General features: G+C 71.6%; 17 protein-coding genes. 4 read left to right on the top strand and 13 right to left on the bottom strand.

Translation table 11 applies throughout. The features are described 5' to 3' along the window. Nucleotides 1-10: 10 nt before the first annotated feature. Genes POL25_RS39160 through POL25_RS39170 form a run of 3 tightly spaced genes read right to left on the bottom strand, consistent with a single transcriptional unit; the run spans nt 11 to nt 1,961 of the window. Nucleotides 11-361 (bottom strand): hypothetical protein, encoded by a 351-nt coding sequence (locus POL25_RS39160; RefSeq protein WP_272091512.1) that lies wholly within the window; start codon nt 359-361, stop codon nt 11-13. Further along, the gene (locus POL25_RS39165; protein WP_272091513.1) at nt 358-759 is read right to left on the bottom strand and encodes a sirohydrochlorin chelatase; all 402 of its coding nucleotides are present in this window, start codon (nt 757-759) and stop codon (nt 358-360) included. Before POL25_RS39165 ends, POL25_RS39160 begins: the two co-directional genes overlap by 4 nt. Then, nucleotides 756-1,961, bottom strand: a complete 1,206-nt coding sequence (locus POL25_RS39170; protein WP_272091514.1) for an NAD(P)-dependent oxidoreductase — start codon at nt 1,959-1,961, stop codon at nt 756-758. The genes POL25_RS39165 and POL25_RS39170 overlap by 4 nt, the downstream gene beginning before the upstream one ends. A gap of 240 nt (nt 1,962-2,201) precedes the next feature. Between POL25_RS39170 and POL25_RS39175 the strand changes: the two genes are divergently transcribed. Further along, nucleotides 2,202-4,181, top strand: a complete 1,980-nt coding sequence (locus POL25_RS39175; RefSeq protein WP_272091515.1) for a hypothetical protein — start codon at nt 2,202-2,204, stop codon at nt 4,179-4,181. A gap of 183 nt (nt 4,182-4,364) precedes the next feature. On the opposite strand, the gene POL25_RS39180 is transcribed toward POL25_RS39175, so the two are convergent. After that, entirely contained in the window at nt 4,365-4,808 is a 444-nt protein-coding gene (locus tag POL25_RS39180; RefSeq protein ID WP_272091516.1) for a universal stress protein, read from the bottom strand. Between the two features lie 75 nt (nt 4,809-4,883). On the opposite strand from POL25_RS39180, the gene POL25_RS39185 reads away from it, so the two are divergent. The 3 genes from POL25_RS39185 to POL25_RS39195 are packed head-to-tail and all read left to right on the top strand — an operon-like array spanning nt 4,884 to nt 7,778. Beyond that, the gene (locus POL25_RS39185) at nt 4,884-5,309 is read left to right on the top strand and encodes a CBS domain-containing protein (protein ID WP_272091517.1); all 426 of its coding nucleotides are present in this window, start codon (nt 4,884-4,886) and stop codon (nt 5,307-5,309) included. A 28-nt stretch (nt 5,310-5,337) separates the two neighbouring features. Next, nucleotides 5,338-6,051, top strand: coding sequence for a response regulator (locus POL25_RS39190; protein WP_272091518.1), 714 nt, complete (start codon nt 5,338-5,340; stop codon nt 6,049-6,051). After that, entirely contained in the window at nt 6,048-7,778 is a 1,731-nt protein-coding gene (locus tag POL25_RS39195) for a sensor histidine kinase (protein ID WP_272091519.1), read from the top strand. The genes POL25_RS39190 and POL25_RS39195 overlap by 4 nt, the downstream gene beginning before the upstream one ends. A 79-nt stretch (nt 7,779-7,857) precedes the next feature. On the opposite strand, the gene POL25_RS39200 is transcribed toward POL25_RS39195, so the two are convergent. From POL25_RS39200 to POL25_RS39240, 9 genes are all read right to left on the bottom strand, one after another. Further along, complete coding sequence (locus POL25_RS39200; protein WP_272091520.1) at nt 7,858-9,306, bottom strand: glycoside hydrolase family 18 protein; 1,449 nt, start codon at nt 9,304-9,306, stop codon at nt 7,858-7,860. Between the two features lie 88 nt (nt 9,307-9,394). After that, nucleotides 9,395-10,633: a vWA domain-containing protein gene (locus tag POL25_RS39205; RefSeq protein WP_272091521.1), complete on the bottom strand. Its 1,239-nt coding sequence runs from the start codon at nt 10,631-10,633 to the stop codon at nt 9,395-9,397. A 134-nt stretch (nt 10,634-10,767) separates the two neighbouring features. After that, entirely contained in the window at nt 10,768-11,970 is a 1,203-nt protein-coding gene (locus POL25_RS39210; RefSeq protein ID WP_272091522.1) for a vWA domain-containing protein, read from the bottom strand. 72 nt (nt 11,971-12,042) lie between these two features. Next, nucleotides 12,043-13,209: a hypothetical protein gene (locus tag POL25_RS39215; RefSeq protein WP_272091523.1), complete on the bottom strand. Its 1,167-nt coding sequence runs from the start codon at nt 13,207-13,209 to the stop codon at nt 12,043-12,045. After that, nucleotides 13,209-13,841, bottom strand: a complete 633-nt coding sequence (locus POL25_RS44740) for a YcbK family protein (protein ID WP_272091524.1) — start codon at nt 13,839-13,841, stop codon at nt 13,209-13,211. Before POL25_RS44740 ends, POL25_RS39215 begins: the two co-directional genes overlap by 1 nt. Nucleotides 13,842-13,928: 87 nt before the next feature. Further along, entirely contained in the window at nt 13,929-14,408 is a 480-nt protein-coding gene (locus tag POL25_RS39225) for a M67 family metallopeptidase (protein WP_272091525.1), read from the bottom strand. Nucleotides 14,409-14,413: 5 nt separating this feature from the next. Next, nucleotides 14,414-15,394, bottom strand: a complete 981-nt coding sequence (locus POL25_RS39230) for a PLP-dependent cysteine synthase family protein (protein WP_272091526.1) — start codon at nt 15,392-15,394, stop codon at nt 14,414-14,416. Between the two features lie 13 nt (nt 15,395-15,407). Continuing rightward, a complete protein-coding gene (locus POL25_RS39235; RefSeq protein ID WP_272091527.1) occupies nt 15,408-15,680 on the bottom strand; it encodes a MoaD/ThiS family protein in 273 nt (90 codons plus the stop codon). 31 nt (nt 15,681-15,711) lie between these two features. Further along, the gene (locus tag POL25_RS39240) at nt 15,712-16,446 is read right to left on the bottom strand and encodes a HesA/MoeB/ThiF family protein (protein ID WP_272091528.1); all 735 of its coding nucleotides are present in this window, start codon (nt 16,444-16,446) and stop codon (nt 15,712-15,714) included. Nucleotides 16,447-16,449 lie beyond the last annotated feature (3 nt).

The following is a 16,449-nucleotide window of genomic DNA, read 5'->3' on the forward strand; positions in this document are numbered from 1 at the left end:
CATCCGGCGATCAGATCGGCGTGGCCGACAGCACGCGCGCGGTGCAGACGGCGCCCGCGGTGGCGACCTCGACGACGAGCGGGCGGGGCTTGCCGTCTTCCATGGCGGGCAGGCGGACCGCGACGGTGGTGCGGAGGGCGGTGGCGGGGGCGGCGAAGCCGATCACGTGCTGCTGGCCCTTCTCGCTGCTGTCGATGCCGTGGAGGACCGCGCGGGCGTCGGGCTGCTGGGGATCGCGGGTCAGCTCGACGGACAGGACGACCACGAAGTCCCGCGGCGAGGCATTGACGAACACAGAGCCCTGGACCGGGTGGTTGGGGTCCAGCGAGGGGTTGGAGAACACGACGTCGTACGCGCTCATGCCGGGGAGCTTAGCGCCACTCGCCGCAGGGCTGCCGCGGCGAGGGCGTCGAGCACGGCGGGGTCGCTGGCGAGCGCGTCGCCGGCGAGCGCGATCTCGAGGCTCGCGTGGTCGCGCTGGACCCGGGCGACGAGCTCCGGGACGTCGCGCTTCAGGTGGCGCCCGCCGCCGGAGAGGAACACCGGCACGACGACGACCCGCCGCACGCCGGCCTCGCCGAGGCGCGCGACGACGTCGCCGAGCGCGGGGCCGTGCTCGAGGGTGGCGAGCGCGATCGCCAGCGCGGGGGCGAGGACGCGCAGGCGCTCGGCGATCTGCTCGACCGGGGTCAGCCAGTCGGGATCGGGGCTGCCGTGGGCGAGCAGCGCGAGCGCGAGCTCGGGGCGGGGGTCGCTCATGACCGGGCCGCGCGCAGCTCGACGGCGAGGATGGCCTCGTGATCGCGGAGCCGCTGCAGGCACTCCTCGCTCGGCGCGACCTCGAAGGTGATGGTGGCGCAGGCCGCCTCACCGCCGGCGAAGATGGTGTTGCTCATGCCCTGGACGTTGACCCGCTCCTCGCGCAGCGCCATGAGGATGCCGGCGAGCACGCCGACGCGATCGAGGTGGCGGACGACGAGGCTGTAGCGAGCGACGCGCTCGTTGAGGTTGACGGCGTGGTGGACGATGCCGCGGGCGACGAAGCTCTCGATGATGCGCACGACCTCGTCGCTGATCGCCGACTCGGCCTGCTCGGTCGAGGCGCCGATGTGCGGGGTGGCGTAGACGTCGCCGTGTTCGCCGGCGATGTTCTTGAAGTCGGCCTGGCCGCCGGCGGGCTCGCCCTCGAAGACGTCGAGGCCGGCGCGCAGCCGACCGGCGCGCACGGCCTCGGCGAGGGCCTTGTCGTCGACGACGCCGCCGCGCGAGGTGTGGATCAGGGTGGCGCCCGGCCGCATGCGCGCGAGCTGCTCGGCGCCGATGTAGTGGTGGTTGGTCTTGGAGTAGGGGACGTGGACGCTGACGATGTCGCTGACGTCGAGCAGCGCGCCGAGGTCGGCGACCTGGATCGCGCCGTGGGCCTCGAGCACGTCGGGCGCGATCGGGTGGTTGGCGCAGGTGACGATCTTGAGGCCAAAGGCGCGGGCGCGGACGGCGACCTCGCGGGCGATCATGCCGAAGCCGACGAGGCCGAGGGTCTGCCCCTTGAGGCCGCGGGCCTTGCCGTACTTGCTCTTGTTCCAGGTGCCGTGCCGCAGCTCGAGGGTGGCGTCGACGATCCGCCGGTCGAGCGCGAGGATCAGGCCCATGGTCAGCTCGGCCACGGCGATCGCGTTCTTGCCGGGGCAGTTGGCGACGAAGATGCCGCGACGGCTGGCGGCGGCGGTGTCGATGGTGTTGGTGCCGGCTCCGGCACGCACGACCAGCGACAGCGGCGGGGAGGCGGCCAGGGCGGTCTCGCTGACCACCGTCGAGCGGACGACGAGGATGTCGGCCTTCGTCTCGCCGAGCGCGGCAGGCAGCTGCTCGGCGCTCAACTCGGGCCGGTAGACGACCTCGCCGAGGCGAGCCAGGACGTCACGACCACTCGGAGGAAACTTGTCGGCGATCAGCACCAGCATGGCGGCCATCCATACCATGCCCGCTGCTCGCGCCGTCGTGATCGCGCGCGCTTGCGAGGGGCAATCTTGCGGTTGTATTGGTGGATGAATTACGGATTTGTTTCGTAATCTTGGACGATAAAATAGGAAGTCTTGGATGATGGTGGGTTCGGGCGCAGCGCCGCAGCGCGGATGGCGGGCGGGTGACTGCGTCGGCGCAAGACACTGGCGGTGTTTGCGAGATCTCGCTATGGGTCGCCGATGCCTCGCCTGCGCCTCGAGTGGATCGCCGTCGCCTCGCTGACGGCGTGCGGTGCGACGCCCACCGCCGACACGGCCGCGGGTCGGCCGGTGTCGGCAAGCCCGGCCACGCCGGTGACCGCGAGCGCCCCGGCGCCGCTCGAGACGACGGCGCCGCCGGCCGCGGCAACGCCGGCTCCGACGCCGCTACCGCTGCCGACCGCGGCCGATGCCGGGACCTGTCCGGCCGCCGACGATCGGGCCTATGGGATCTTGGTGTCACCGCAGCGGCCGGCGGTCGGGCAGCCGATGCGGGTGCTGGCGGCGACGCTGGCGGGCGAAGAGGCGCTGGCGCTGCGGGTCGAGGGCGGGGCTGACCCTTCGGACATGCGCTTTTGGACAGGCGCTCCGGCGGCGGCGCTGGCGACGGTGACGCCGGACAGGGCGGGCGAGCTGACGATCGTCGCGGGCCGCGGCGGGGTCGGCAAGGTCTGCCTCAAAGTGAAGGTGCGCGAGCGGGCCGGGCGCGACGCACCGCCGCCGGCGAGCACGGCGGTGTGGCCGAGCCAGCGCGCGTGGGACAGCGGGGAAGAGGCGCTGTACTCGGCGTGGGTGCGGGCGCTGTTCCACGCCGAGCCGGGCGTCGACCTGGCCTACACGGCGTTCGATCAGGTGACGCGCGATCCGGTCCGCAACATCCTTCATGACGCGTTCGCGTGGGGCGAGGACGCGGCGCCGCAGCAGGGCGGGCTGCACATGCGGCCGGACTGCGCCGACACGCCGTACTTCCTGCGCGCGTACTACAGCTGGAAGCGGGCGCTGCCGTTCGCTTTCCGCGGCTGCTCGCGCGGGGGGCCGGGCAAGCCGCCGCGCTGCGGCGAGACGACCAGCAACCTGGCGGCGCCGGGTGGGTCGGGGCCGCAGCCGGGGCAGCTCGGGGCGGTGCAACACTTCATGCGGCGCACGCTGGCGTGGGGGGTGCACACGGGCAACGGGCGGGTGGCGCTGGGCGACGAGCGCAGCGACCTCTATCCGGTGCGACTCGATCGCCGGTCGCTGCGGCCGGGCACGGTCTACGCCGATCCTTACGGGCACATCCTGGTGCTGGTGGAGCTGTTCGCCGGCGAGGGCGGGCGGCCGGGGGTGCTGTACGCGGTCGACGGTCAGCCCGACGGCAGCATCACGCGCAAGCGGTTCTGGGAGGGCAACTTCCTGTGGAACCCGGACCCGCTGCTCGGCGGATCGGGGTTCAAGAATTTCCGGCCGATCGCGATCCGTGACGGGGCGGCGACGCCGCTGACGGATGCCGAGATCGCGGCCCACGGCGACTACGGCGACCTGTCCCAAGAGCAAGGTACGCTGGCGGGCCCGGCGTTCTACGACCGCATGGAGGCGATCGTGTCGCCAGGCGCGCGCGACCCGTTCCTCGCCCAGGAGGAGGCGGTCGCGGCGCTGTTCGAGCAGGCGCGAGTGCGGGTGACGTCGGTCGGCAACGGTGAGGCGTTCTTCAAGCAGAGCCCGGGGGCGACGATCGCGATGCCGGAGGGGTTCGCGGTGTTCGAGACGACGGGCTCGTGGGAGTCGTACTCGACGCCGGCCCGCGACCTGCGGCTGCTGATCGCCATCGACGTGGTCCGCGACTTCGCCGACAAGGTGCGACGTCAGCCGGCGGTGTTCGCGGCGGAGAACGACCTCGAGGGCGTGGTGCGCCGGCTCGGCGAGGCGCGCGACAAGCTGCTCGCCGATCCGAAGTTCCGCTTCGAGTACGTGCGCAGCGACGGATCGAAGTGGCCGCTCGGGCTCGGCGAACTGGTGGCCCGGGGGCGCGCGCTCGAGGTCGCTTACAACCCGAACGACTGCCCGGAGCACCGCTGGGGCGCGCCCGCCGGCAGCGAGGAGGCGAAGCCTTGCTCGCGCCGGGCACCGAACGAGCAGCAGACGAAGATGGAGCGCTATCGGGAGTGGTTCTCGGCGCGCAAGCGGCCGGCCCGCGGGACCTGAGGAGTCGGGTCGGTCGCGGCGCGGGCGACGGTGAGGCGCGACGAGCGAGTCTCGCGCCCGGCACGCGGGACCCGGGGCGCGACGAGCGAGTCGTTCGCGCCCGGCTCGGGGGACTCGAGGCGCGGCGAAGTGCGAGTCACTCGTCGGTGTGACGAAGCAGTGACGCGCGGACAGTCGGCCGGATCAGGCGCCGGCGTCGCGCGGCGGGCGGACGACGAGGACGCTGCAGTGGGCGTGATTGACGACGCGGGCAGCGGTGGTGCCGAGCAGGCGATCGAGGGTGTCGAAGCCGTGGCTACCGATGATGATGAGGTCGGCGCCGATGGCGTCGGCGACCTCGCAAATCACCTGCGCGGGTCGGCCGAGGCGGACGTGGATCTCGCCGGCGAGCGAGGCCGTGAGGGAGCCTCGCAGGTTCACGAGGTCCTGGTGCGCGAGCTCCACCAGGCGCGCGCCGAGCTCTTCGCCGCTGAGCGACCAGGCTTCGACGGGCATGCCGATCGGGACGTTGACGGCCCGGCACAGGTCGAGCGCGGCGCCGTGGCTGGCGGCGAGCTGCGCGGCCTGGCGGAGGACGAGGTCGGTCCGCGAGGACCCGTCGAGGGCGGCGAGGATGCGGGTGTACATGCGCGGACAATTTAGATCGTCGGCGCGAGGTTGTTCACCTTTTCGATGTGCGCGGGAGAGCGTAGCCTCCCGGCCATGGTCGACCAATCCACCCCGGTCCGCGACGTGATGACGCCGGCCCCGATCACGATCGGCCGCGCGCAGACGCTGTCCGACGCGGCTCGGCGGATGCACGAGCACCACGTCCCTCACTTGCCCGTGCTCGAGGGCGGCTACTTGTTCGGGGTCCTCAGCGAGCGGGACATCGACCTGGTCGAGAACCTGCCGGACGTGGACCCGGACGCGGTCAAGGTCGAGGAGGCGATGACGCAGGACCCGTACCGCGTCGGCCCGGACGTGACGGTGGGTGAGGTGGTCCGGACGATGGCGGCCCACAAGTACGGCTCGGCGGTGGTGATGCACGAGGGCCGCGTGGCCGGGATCTTCACCACGGCCGACGCCATGAACCTGCTGGCCGCGGTCCTGGCGCCCGCCGCTCCGCCCGCCGCCGAAGGTGTATGATGCACCCGCGCCAGGCTGCGGGGCGAACATGAGCGGGCTGATTCTCATCGTCGAAGACGAACGCGACCTGGTGGCGACCCTCGAGTACGCGCTCGATCGCGAGGGGTTCCGCACCCGGTCGGCCTACACCGGTCGACAAGCGCTCGAGATCGCGGTGACCGAGCCGGCACCCGACCTCGTGCTGCTCGACCTGATGCTGCCCGACATGTCCGGGACGCAGGTGTGCCAGCAGCTCCGCGCCAACGAGCGCACGCGGGCGATGCCGGTGATCATGATGACGGCCAAGGCCGAGGAGGTCGATCGCGTGGTCGGCTTCGAGGTCGGCGCCGACGACTACGTGGTCAAGCCGTTCAGCCTGCGCGAGCTGATGCTGCGGATCCGGGCGGTGCTGCGGCGCAAGACCCCGGCCGAGACGCCGCTGGCGCCGACGCCGTACGGGCGGCTGCGCGTCGACATGGACGGCCATCGCGTGTGGGTCGACGACACCGAGGTGACGCTGACGGCGCTCGAGTTCCGCCTGCTGACGACGCTGATCGCTCGCCGCGGCCGGGTCCAGACCCGCGACGCGCTGCTGGCCGACGTGTGGGGCGTGCAGCCGGGGCTGACGACGCGCACGGTCGACACGCACGTCCGGCGCCTGCGCAAGAAGCTGGGCGAGATCGCCGACTACGTGCAGACGCTGCGCGGGGTGGGCTACCGCTTCACGACCGACCTGCGCGCGTCCGAGGACGACGAACCTTGAGGCTCGACTTCCGCGGCAAGCTGTTCCTCGTCTCGGTCTTGTTGGTGCTGTCCGTCGTGCTGGTGGCCGGCGGTTATCTCGAGGGTCAGATCCGCGAGTGGGCCCACGGCCGCGCGGAGGCCGAATTGCTGGCCCAGGCGCGGGTCGGGCGGGTCGCGCTGGCCTACGACAGCGCCCCGGCCGACGCGGTCGCCGATCAGCTCGGGGCGGCCAGCGGAGCGCGGGTGACGATCATCGACGCGACCGGCAAGGTGCTCGGCGACTCGGAGATCGCGGCGGACGAGCTGGCCGCGGTCGACTCGCACAGCGACCGCCCCGAGGTGATCGCCGCGGTCGCGGCGGGCGAGGGCCGGGCGGTCCGCTACAGCGCGACGCTCGGGACCGACATGATGTACATCGCGGTGCCGTTCACCGCCGGCGCGGTGACTGGGACGCTGCGGGTGGCCCGGCCGCTCGAGGAGATGGACGCGGCGGTGCGACGGCTGCGGATCGCGCTCGGGATCGCGGGCCTGCTGAGCCTCGCCGGTGCGGTGGTGCTGAGCGGGCTGGCGTCGCACTTTTTGGCCCGCACGCTGCGCACGCTGGTGGAGGACGCGCGCCGGGCGGTCGACGGCGAGGAGCCGCGGGTGCCGGCCGAGCCGAACGACGGGATGATCGGCTCGCTCAACCGCATGGCGGCCGAGCTCGAGACGACGGTCGGGATGCTGGCGGCCGAGCGCAGCCGCTTCGAGGCGGTGCTCGAGAGCATGGACGAGGGCGTAGTGGCGGTCGATCAGACGCAGCAGTTGACGCTGATCAACCGCGCGGCGCTGGGGCTGCTCAGCCTGTCGATCGAGCACAGCGGTTCGACGCTGGCCGAGCGCATCCCGATCCCGGCGCTGCACGAGCTGGTGCAGCGCGCGCTGGCCGGGCACCCCGAGCGCCGCGAGTTCGAGACGCGGACGACGCCGCCGCGGCAGGTGCAGGCGTACGCGAGCCCGCTGCGCAATCAGCAGGGCGCGGTGGTGGTGATGCACGACGTGACCGAGATCCGCCGGCTCGAGCGGGTCCGCCGCGATTTCGTCGCCAACGTGTCGCACGAGCTGCGCACGCCGGTGAGCATCATCCGCGCCAACGCGGAGACGCTGCTCGACGGGGCGATCGAGAAGCCGGAGATCGCGCGCAGGTTCCTCGACGCGCAGCTGCGCAGCGCCGACCGCCTGGCGGCGCTGGTCTCCGACTTGCTCGAGATCTCCCGCATCGAGGCGGGGAACTACGAGATCAGCCCCGACGAGATCGAGCTCGAGCCGATCGTGGCCCACACGATCGACGAGGTCGAGCGGCTGGCGCAGGAGAAGCACATCGAGATCACGTCGGATGTCCCCGAGGACATGACCGTATGGGCAGACGAGCAGGCGCTCGAGCAGGTGCTGCTCAACCTGATCGACAACGCGGTCAAGTACACGCCGGCCGGCGGAAAGATCGTGGTCCGGGCGGTGAAGCGCGACGACATGGTCCGCGTGGAGGTCGAGGACAACGGGCCGGGGATCGAGGCCCGCCACCGCGCGCGGGTGTTCGAGCGGTTCTACCGGGTCGACAAGGGCCGCTCGCGCGAGGTCGGCGGCACGGGGCTGGGCCTGGCGATCGTGAAGCACCTGGCCGAGGCGATGGACGGGCAGGTCGGGGTCGAGCCGTCCGAGCCGCAAGGCTCGCTGTTCTGGCTGACGCTGCCGGCAGCGCCGGATTGAGCAGGGCCTTTCAGACAGGTCGTGAAGGACAGGTCGTCGAGGACATGGCCGACTGGGCATGTCCTTTGCGACTCACGGGTCAGGGCAGCAGGGCGTCGGCGAGCACGTCGAGCAGGGCGCTGTCCTGGGTGTCGCCGGCCAGCTCCCAGAACATCGCGCCGCCGAGGGCCTTGGCGGTGATGTAGTCGGTCTTGCGCTGCATCGACTCGGGGTCGTCGTAGGTGATGAAGAGGTCGTCGGCGGCGTCGTAAAGCCACGGGACCGCGGCCTCGGCGTGCCAGAAGCGCTCGAGCTCGGGCTCGTAGTTGGCGACGATGTCGTGGTAGTCGACGATGCCGGGCTCCCAGGTGCCGGGGCCGGCGCCGCTGAAGGTCGAGTAGAGGCCGTCCTGGCCGCCGCTGGCGCCGGCGAAGCTGCGGCCGTAGAACGGCACGCCGAGCACCAGCTGATCGGGCGCGACGCCGGCGGCGAGGATGGCGGTGACGGCGGAGTCGTCGCTGAGCAGGGCGTTGTTCGGGTCGGGATCGTCGGCCGGGCTGTAGAGCGCGGCGTTGTGGGTGGTGGTGCCCATCCACGGGCCGGCGAAGTCGTAGGCCATGAGGTTGATCCAGTCGACGCTGGCGGCGATGCCGGGGAGATCGAGGTTGGCGAGGTTGCCCGGTCCGGCGGGCGCGGCGATGGTCAGCAGGTAGTCGGCGCCGTCTTCGGCCCCGGCGGCGTCGAGCTCGGTCCGCAGGGCGGCCAGGAGCGCGCTGTAGTGCTGGCCCTCGAGCGGCGAGGCGGGGAACTCCCAGTCGATGTCGACGCCGTCGAACCCGTAGTCGCGCATGAACTTGACGCACGAGGCCGCCAGCTTGGCCCGGCCCTGCTCGGTGGCGGCGTTGGGGGCGAAGTTGGTCGACCAGGTGTAGCCGCCGACCGAGATGAGGGTGCGCAGGTGGCCGTGCTGCTGCTTGAGCTGGTGAAGCTGGTGGAAGCTGCCCTTGAGCGGGGCGTTCGGGTCGTCGCCGTCGTAGACCTTCTCGATGTCGGCGTAGCTGTCGCCGAGCACGCACTCGCCGGCGGGGCTGAGGTTGGCGAAGGCGTAATTGACGTGGGTGAGCTTGGCGGCCGGGATGTCGCTGACGTGGTAGTCGCGGTCGTAGACGGCCCAGGCGGTGAAGTAGCCGACGATCCGGCCGGCGCCGCGGACGGGATCGCCGGTGGTAGTCGTCGTGGTGTCGATGTCGGTGGTGTCGGTGGTGTCGGGGCCGGTGGTGGTCGAGGCGACGGTGGTGGTGCCCGGGTCGCCGGTGGTCGGCGCGGTGGTGCCGGTCGGATCGCCGCTGTCGCTGTCGGTCGCGGTCCCGCTCGTCCCGGAAGTCGTGCCGGCGGTGATGACGGGATCGGTGGCTGTCGAGCCGTCGGTGGTCGCGGGTGAGCCTGTCCCTTCGGACATGGTCGAATCGCCCTGTCCCCCGGGACATGCAGCGACGAGCGCGGCGGTCAGCAGGAGCGCGGGGACGGGGCGGGGTGGAAGCGACGGCATGGACGGCCATCTTGACGGCACTCGCGGCCCGAGAGCGAGGACAAAGCGAGCGCGGGGGCGCGCCAGGGCGCCCCCGCTCGCGCCGGGCTCAGCCGATGACGCAGCCGTACTCGATCTGGACGATGCCGGTCTGCTTGTAGTGCTCGCACGCGTCGCCGCACAGGATGATGGCGTCGCGGTCGGGCGAGGTGTACTTCCAGCCGGCCTCCTCGTCGCAGTTGGCGACCTGCGTGTCCTGGCCCTCGTAGACCTGCTGGTCGGCGTCGCTGTCGCTGCCGACCTCGACTTGCTGGATGAAGAAGCTGTCCGGCACCGGCTCGCCGAGCTTGATCTCGCACGAGACGACCTGCTGCGTGATGGCGTTGAGCGCGGCCTGCAGCTCGGTCTGGTTGAGGGCGTTGTAGAACTTCTCCTCGCCGGGGCGGGCGGTGCCGCCGAGCTCGGCCAGCTCGTTGAGCTTCTCGTAGGTGTTGGTGTTGTCGGGGTTGCCGTCGACCATCGTCGGCGAGAACACGTCCTCGATGTCGATGCCGATGACGTAGGTCGGGAAGCCCATCGCCTGGGCCTCGGCGACCACCGCCGGCAGGTTGTCGTCGTAGTCGTTGAACAGCGCGGGCGTCACCGTGCCGGCCTTGCAGTTGGCGGCCCCGTCGGTGACGAGGATGATGAACTTCGGCTCGTCGTCCTGCAGGCCGGCGAGCTCGTCGAGCGCGACCTTGATGCCGGCCGCGGCCGGGGTGCCGCCGGCGATCATCGTCGTGTCGGCGGGCGGGAGGGCGGCGAGGATGGCGGCGCCGCTCTGCGGGCCGATCGGGACCAGCGGCTGGGCGTCGACCGTGCAGGCGGCGGGGCCGTAAGAGCCGGTGGCGGTGAGCGACGGGAACAGCACCGCGCCGAAGTTGATGACGTTGTCGAGGCTGGCGAAGATCGACTCGACGACCGAGTGGAGGCTCATCCAGCGGGTGATGTCCGGGGTGTTGGGATCGGCGTCGTGATCCCAGAAGCCGGACTCCTCCGAGATCATCGAGCCCGACTTGTCGAGCACGAGCACGACCCGCGGGATGACGGGCTCGATCTCCATCGGCACGAACTCGTCACACACCAGCGGACCGTCCTCAGTCGTGGTCCCGGTGACGTCGGGGCCGGTGGTGGGCGCCCCGGTGGTCGGGTCTTCGGGCCCGGTGGTGCTGGTGGTGGTGGTGAGCGGGGGCAGCTCGACGCCGGTGGTGCCGGGGGTCGAGTTGCCGCCGGCGGTGTCGTCATCCCCGCCAGGGCAGGCGCTGAGGAGCGCAACGGAAGCTACGGTGACAAACAGAGGGCGCTGCATGTCGGGGCAGTACCCGCGGCGGCGCTTTCAATTGGGGTCGATGAACATCGGCCGCGGCGCCGCAAAACGGCGACCGCGGCGGGTCCGGAGTGCGCGCGCCCTCGCTCGCCCCCGGACCCGCGCGGCGCCGAACTCTAGGGGATGAAGCAGCCGTACTCGATCTCGACGAGGCCGGTGGCTTTGTAGTGCTCGCAGGCGGCGCCGCACAGGACGATCGCGTCGCGCGTCGGGCTGGTGTACTGCCAGCCGCTCTCGCTGTCGCAAGCGTCGACCTGCGTGTCCTGGCCGTCGTATTCCTGCTTGTCGGCGTCGTCGCCGATCTCGACGCGCTGGATGTAGAAGTGGTCAGGGACGGGCTTGCCGAGGCCGATCTCGCACGAGACGACGCCGCCGGTGATGGCCATGAGCGCGGCCTGCAGCTCCTCCTCGTTGGTGGCGTTGTAGAACTTCTCGGCGCCCGGCCGCGCGGTGCCGGCGATCTCGGCCAGCTCGTTGAGCTGCTCGTAGGGGTTGATGCCGTCGGGGTTGCCGTCCTGCAGCACCGGGGTGAGCGCGTCGGAGATGTCGATGCCGACGACGTGGACCTGATAGCCGGCGTCGCGGGCGTCGGCGACGGTGGTGGCCAGACGGGCGTCGTAGTCGTCGAACAGCTTGTCGTTGTCGGGATCGCAGTTGGCGGCGCCGTCGGTGATGAAGATGATCGACCTCGGCTCTTCGCCCTCGAGCCCATCGAGCGCGCTGATGGCCGCCTGGAGGCCGGCGGTCGAGGGGGTGCCGCCGGCGATCGTGGTGGTGTTCGGCGGCGGGATGGCGGCGAGGATGGCCCCGCCGGCCTGCGGACCGACCGGCACCAGCAGATCGGCCCCGACGACGCAGGCGGCGATGGTCGGCTTGGCGGTGGCCGCGAGCGACGGGAACAGCACCGCGCCGAACTGGACCACGGTGTCGAGGCCGCCGACCATCGACTCGACCACCGCGTGCAGGCTCGACCAGCGCGACACGACGTCGGTGGCAGGATCGCCGTCGTGGTCCCACTCGTAGAGCATCGAGCCCGACTTGTCGAGGACGAGGACGACGCGCGGCACGATCGGCTCGGGCGCCGCCGGGATGAAGTCGTCGCACTTGAGCGGGCCGTCGCCGGTGGTGCTGGAGGCGGTAGTGGTCGGATCGGGCTCGTCCTGCGTGGTGGTCCCGGGCTCGCCGCCGCTGCTGGTGCTGTCGTCCGCGGTGGTCGGCGGGAGGATGCTGGTGACGACCTCCGAAGCAGCGTCGCTGTCGCTCTCGCTGGTGGCCTCGCCGCCCGGACACGCGGATAGAAGAAGGACAAGCCAAGCCATGGATAAGGATGAGCGCTGCATGATCGGGCAGTACCCGCCGCGCAGCGTTCAATTGCGGGGGCGCGTCGATCGCTAAAGACAGCCGAAGCGCAGCCGGGCGATCGCGCCCGCGTGCAGCCGATCACAGGCGGCGGGGCAAAGCTCGATCGCCCGGTGGGTGTCGTCGCGCCAGCGCCAGGCCCAGCGATCGTCGCAGTCGGGGTCGGCGCGGTGCATGCGACCGTCGACGTCGAGGGCGACGAGGTTCGGATAGTCGGGCGCGGCGTCGATGCCGATCCGGCAGGCGTCGACCTGCTCGGCCAGGGGGGCCAGGCGCTCGCGCAGACCGGCCAGCACCTGCGGCAGCGCGGCCGTGTCGCGCAGGTGGAGGTAGTGCTCGGGCCCCGCTTGCGCCGCGCCGCCGGCCAGCGCGAGCGCGTTGAAGTACTCGTGCGGGTTGACGTCGTCGATCATGCTGTCGCCCGCGAGCAGCGGGGCGAGCACGTCCATGACGCTGATGCCGACGACGACCGTCGGGATGCCGCTGGCGAAGCTGGCCTCGACCAGCGGGTAGACCTCGCCGTCGAGCTTCTCGGCGATGTCCTCTTTGATCTTCGGCTTGGTCGGGCAGTTCGGCGGGTTGTCGCTGACGAGGACGATGGCGCGCTGGCGCAGCAGGCCGTCCTCCAGCGGCGGGAACAGGTCGGACCAGGCCTCGCGCAGCGGGTTCTCGCCGATCGGCGGCGAGGCGATGTCCTCGGGGACAGCGTCGAGGATGGCCGCCGAGACGTCTTCGGTGCCGAATGGGACCCGCGAGTTGTCGTTGAGGTTGCAGAAGCCCTGCTCGGAGATCAGGGTCGGCGTCGGGAACACGACCGCGGCGAAGTCGATGCGATCGGCGAACTCGGGCACGAGGGTGTGGACCAGCGCGACCAGGCCGTCCCAGCGGCTGAGGCCGGGCGGGTCGACGGCCTGGGCGCAGCGCTCGCGCTCGGTCGGATCGTCGAGGCAGCGGCGCATCGACTGCGAGTGGTCGAGCAGCAGGGCGACCTGCGGGCGCACGTCCTGCAGGTCGAAGGTGAGGCCGCTGCAGCGGCGCTCGACGGCGCACACGCCGTCGTCCTGGCACGGCAGGTCGGGGCCGCAGTCGGCGTCGGTCTCGCAGCGCTCGCCCCAAAGCGCCTGTCCTTCGAAACATGACCCGAAGACCAGGGCCGTGGCGAGGCAGGCGAGGCGCGCGAGGCCGGCCGCGCGCGCCATCAGTGGCCCTTCCAGGTCCGGCGCTTGCCGGTGTCGAGGTGGACGAACTGGCTGACGGGGTAGTAGCCGACGCCGCCTTTCCACCGCTTGAGCGCGTACTTGTAGAGCTTGTCGGCCTTGACGCCGCGCAGCGAGAAGTCGATCGCCTGGCTGCGCGCGTGCTGGCTGTCGCGCGCGACCTCGTGGCCCTTCTTGGTGAGCATGAGGTTGAACTTGGGGTGGCGGAAGCCGCTGATGACGCGGACCTCGCCGGCGCCGAAGTGGTCGGCCGCGGCGACGACCCCGGCGATCAGCTCGGCGGGGTGGCCGGCCGGCTCGTCGGTGAAGCGGCAGCGAAAGAAGCTCGCCAGCGCGCCGGGAGGGTGGGGGCCGCGCAGCGGCATGACCTCGAGCGTGTGAAGGTGACGGGCGAACAGCACCGGGTCGGCCTGGTCGCCGGCGCGTGGGGAGTCGCGGCAGACCGGGTCGATGAGACATGTTCCATCGGACATGTCCTTGGGGCAACATGCGCGCCGGGCCGGCGGCGGGGCCCGCTTGGCGGCGAGGTAGGCGGCCTTCTTGTCGTCCTCGTGCTCGCCGGTCGGACCGACGGCGGGGCCGAGCAGCGCGGCGACGAGGAGGACGACCTGCACGCGGACAGTCTAGTGCGCGGCGCGGGTTCTTTCGAGCCTCGCCGCGCGGGCGCGTGGACGCGGCCGAATTCGGGCTGGGTGACGGCGCTAGCCGGCGTCGCCGGGGAAGCGCGCGACCTCGACGTAGGCCCCGGGGCCGGCGTCGCCCACGCGGCGGAACAGCACGGCGCCGCCGATAGTGTGCTCCTGGGCGTCGACGACCAGGTAGTCGACCGGGTAACCGGCGGCCAGCGCGGCGGCCTCGTCCTCGGCCGAGAAGTAGGCGCCGACCCGCGGGTGCGAGTGGTAAATGATGGTGGGCGGATCGTCGCCGTCGAAGGCGCGCGTGAACTCGATCAGCTCGCGGCCGCCGAAGTTGTAGCCGTTGGCCGAGGTCCGCGGGTAGGTCTCGGGGTCCATCGCGTGCAGCTTGTCCATGAAGTTCTTGCACGGATACAGCCGCATGGCGTCGCCGCGGCCGCGCAGGTAGCCGCAGCACTCGCCCGGGAACTCGGCCCGCGATTGGGCGTAGATCTGGGCCAGGAGCGCAGCAGGGACGGCGAATTCGGAGGCTGGCGTTTCGGACATGTCCTTCACCACAGGTAGCGCTTCTCCCAGCGCAGCGGGACGAAGTAGCGGTCGCCGCGGTCGCACAGGATGGTGACGACCACGCCGCGGCGGCCCTCCGCAGACAACTGCTTGGCGATCCGCAGCGCGCCGGCGACGTTACCGCCCGAGGAGTGGCCGACGAACAGGCCCTCCTCCCGGGCGAGCCGCTCGGCCATGTCCCAGCCCTCGTCGGTCGGCAGCCAGATCGTGTCATCGAGCACGCCGGCGTCGTAGATCGCCGGCACGATGCTCGAGGGCAGGTGCTTCATGCCCTCGAGGCCGTGCATGGCGTCGTCGGGCTGGATGGCGACGCAGCGGATGTCGCGGCTGAACTCGTGGAGCCGGCGCGAGGTGCCGACGACGGTGCCGCTGGTGCCGATGCCGGTCACGAAGTGAGTGACGCGGCCGCCGGTCTGCTGCCAGATCTCGGGCGCGGTGGTGTGGTAGTGCGCCAGCGGGTTGTTGGGGTTGCCGTACTGGTCGGCGTAGTGCCAGCGCTCGGGGTGACGCTCGACGAGCTCGTGGGCCAGCACGATCGCGCCGTCGCTGCCCTCCATCGGGCTGCTGTAGACGATCTCGACCCCGTACGCGGTGGTGACCTGCTTGCGCGGGGCGCTGACGTTCTCGGGCATCACGAGGGTGACGGGCACGCCGAGCGCGGCGCCGACCATGGCGTAGGCGATGCCGGTGTTGCCGCTGGTGCTGTCGATGAGGCGCACGCCCGGGCGCAGCAGGCCGCGCGCGAGGGCGTCACGCACGATCCGCAGGGCGGCGCGATCCTTGACCGAGCCGGCCGGGTTGCAGAACTCGCACTTGGCCCAGATCTCGACGCCGGGCGTGGCGCGATCGATGTGGTGCAGCCGCACCAGCGGGGTGTTGCCGACGAGGTCGACGATGCTGTCCGTTCGGACAGCTCGCCCCGGACGCAGGTCGCTCAGGAGTTGTTCGCGGCCGGTGGGCAGCATGGGGCGTGCGCGCTCAACCGCCGGCGATCGCGGGGACGATGCTGATCTCGTCGCTGGCCTTGACCGCGGTGCCGAGGTTGTCGAGGAAGCGGATGTCGTCCTCGCCGACGAACACGTTGACGAACCGCCGCACCTTGCCGGCCTCGTCGCAGATCCGCTCCTTGATCCCCGGGTAGCTCTGCTCGAGGCCGTCGAGCACGCCGGCGACGGTCTCGCCTTCGACGGTGACCTCTTCGCGGCCTTGGGTGTACTTGCGCAGGGGAGTGGGGATCCGGACGTTCGGCATGACGGTGTGTTCAGTATAATGAACAGGGCGCTCAGGTACTGCAAGCGGCGCTCGAACACGCGGGCCCCAGCGGGCCCCGGACGGGCCGGGAAACCTGCGGATCACACCCCGGGCAGCCTGCGCGCCGCGCGGGGCGGATCTGCTGCGGACGGAGCTCGCGGAGGTCGAGCGCGACGAGGGTGCCGGCGACGTCCGCCCCGGCGTCGAGGGCGACCGCGAGGTGCGCCATCATGAAGCCGAGCGCGCCCGCGGCCGCACCCTGGACGCCGACGGCGGCGCATGAGGGCGCGAGCTCGGCCGGCGGCGCGGCCTCGAAGACGCAGCGAAAGCAGGCGCCAGCGCCGTGACGCACGGCCATCGCCTGACCGCCCCAGCGCTGCACGCCGCCGATGACGAGATCGAGGCGATGCTCGCCGCACAGGTCGTGGGTGAGGAACTTGAGGTCGGGCTGGTCGCTGCACTCGAGCACGACGGTGCCCGGCGCCTGGGCCGCGAGCAGCGATGAGAGCGTGCGCTCGTCGAGCCGCAGGGGGATCGGCTCGACCTCGAGATCGGGCGCGCACGCCCGCAGGCGACGGGCCGCGGCCTCGACCTTGGGTGCGCCGACGTCACCGAGATCGTAGAGGACCTGGCGATGGAGGTTGGTGGCGTCGACGACGTCGCAGTCGACGACGCCGATCCGCGTCGCGCCGCTCCCGACGAGCCCGAGCAGGGCCGGGCAGCCGAGGCCGCCGGCGCCGAGCACGAGGAAGCGACCGCCGGCCATCGG

The organism is Nannocystis bainbridge (genome assembly GCF_028368995.1).
GTDB lineage: Bacteria > Myxococcota_A > Polyangia > Nannocystales > Nannocystaceae > Nannocystis > Nannocystis bainbridge.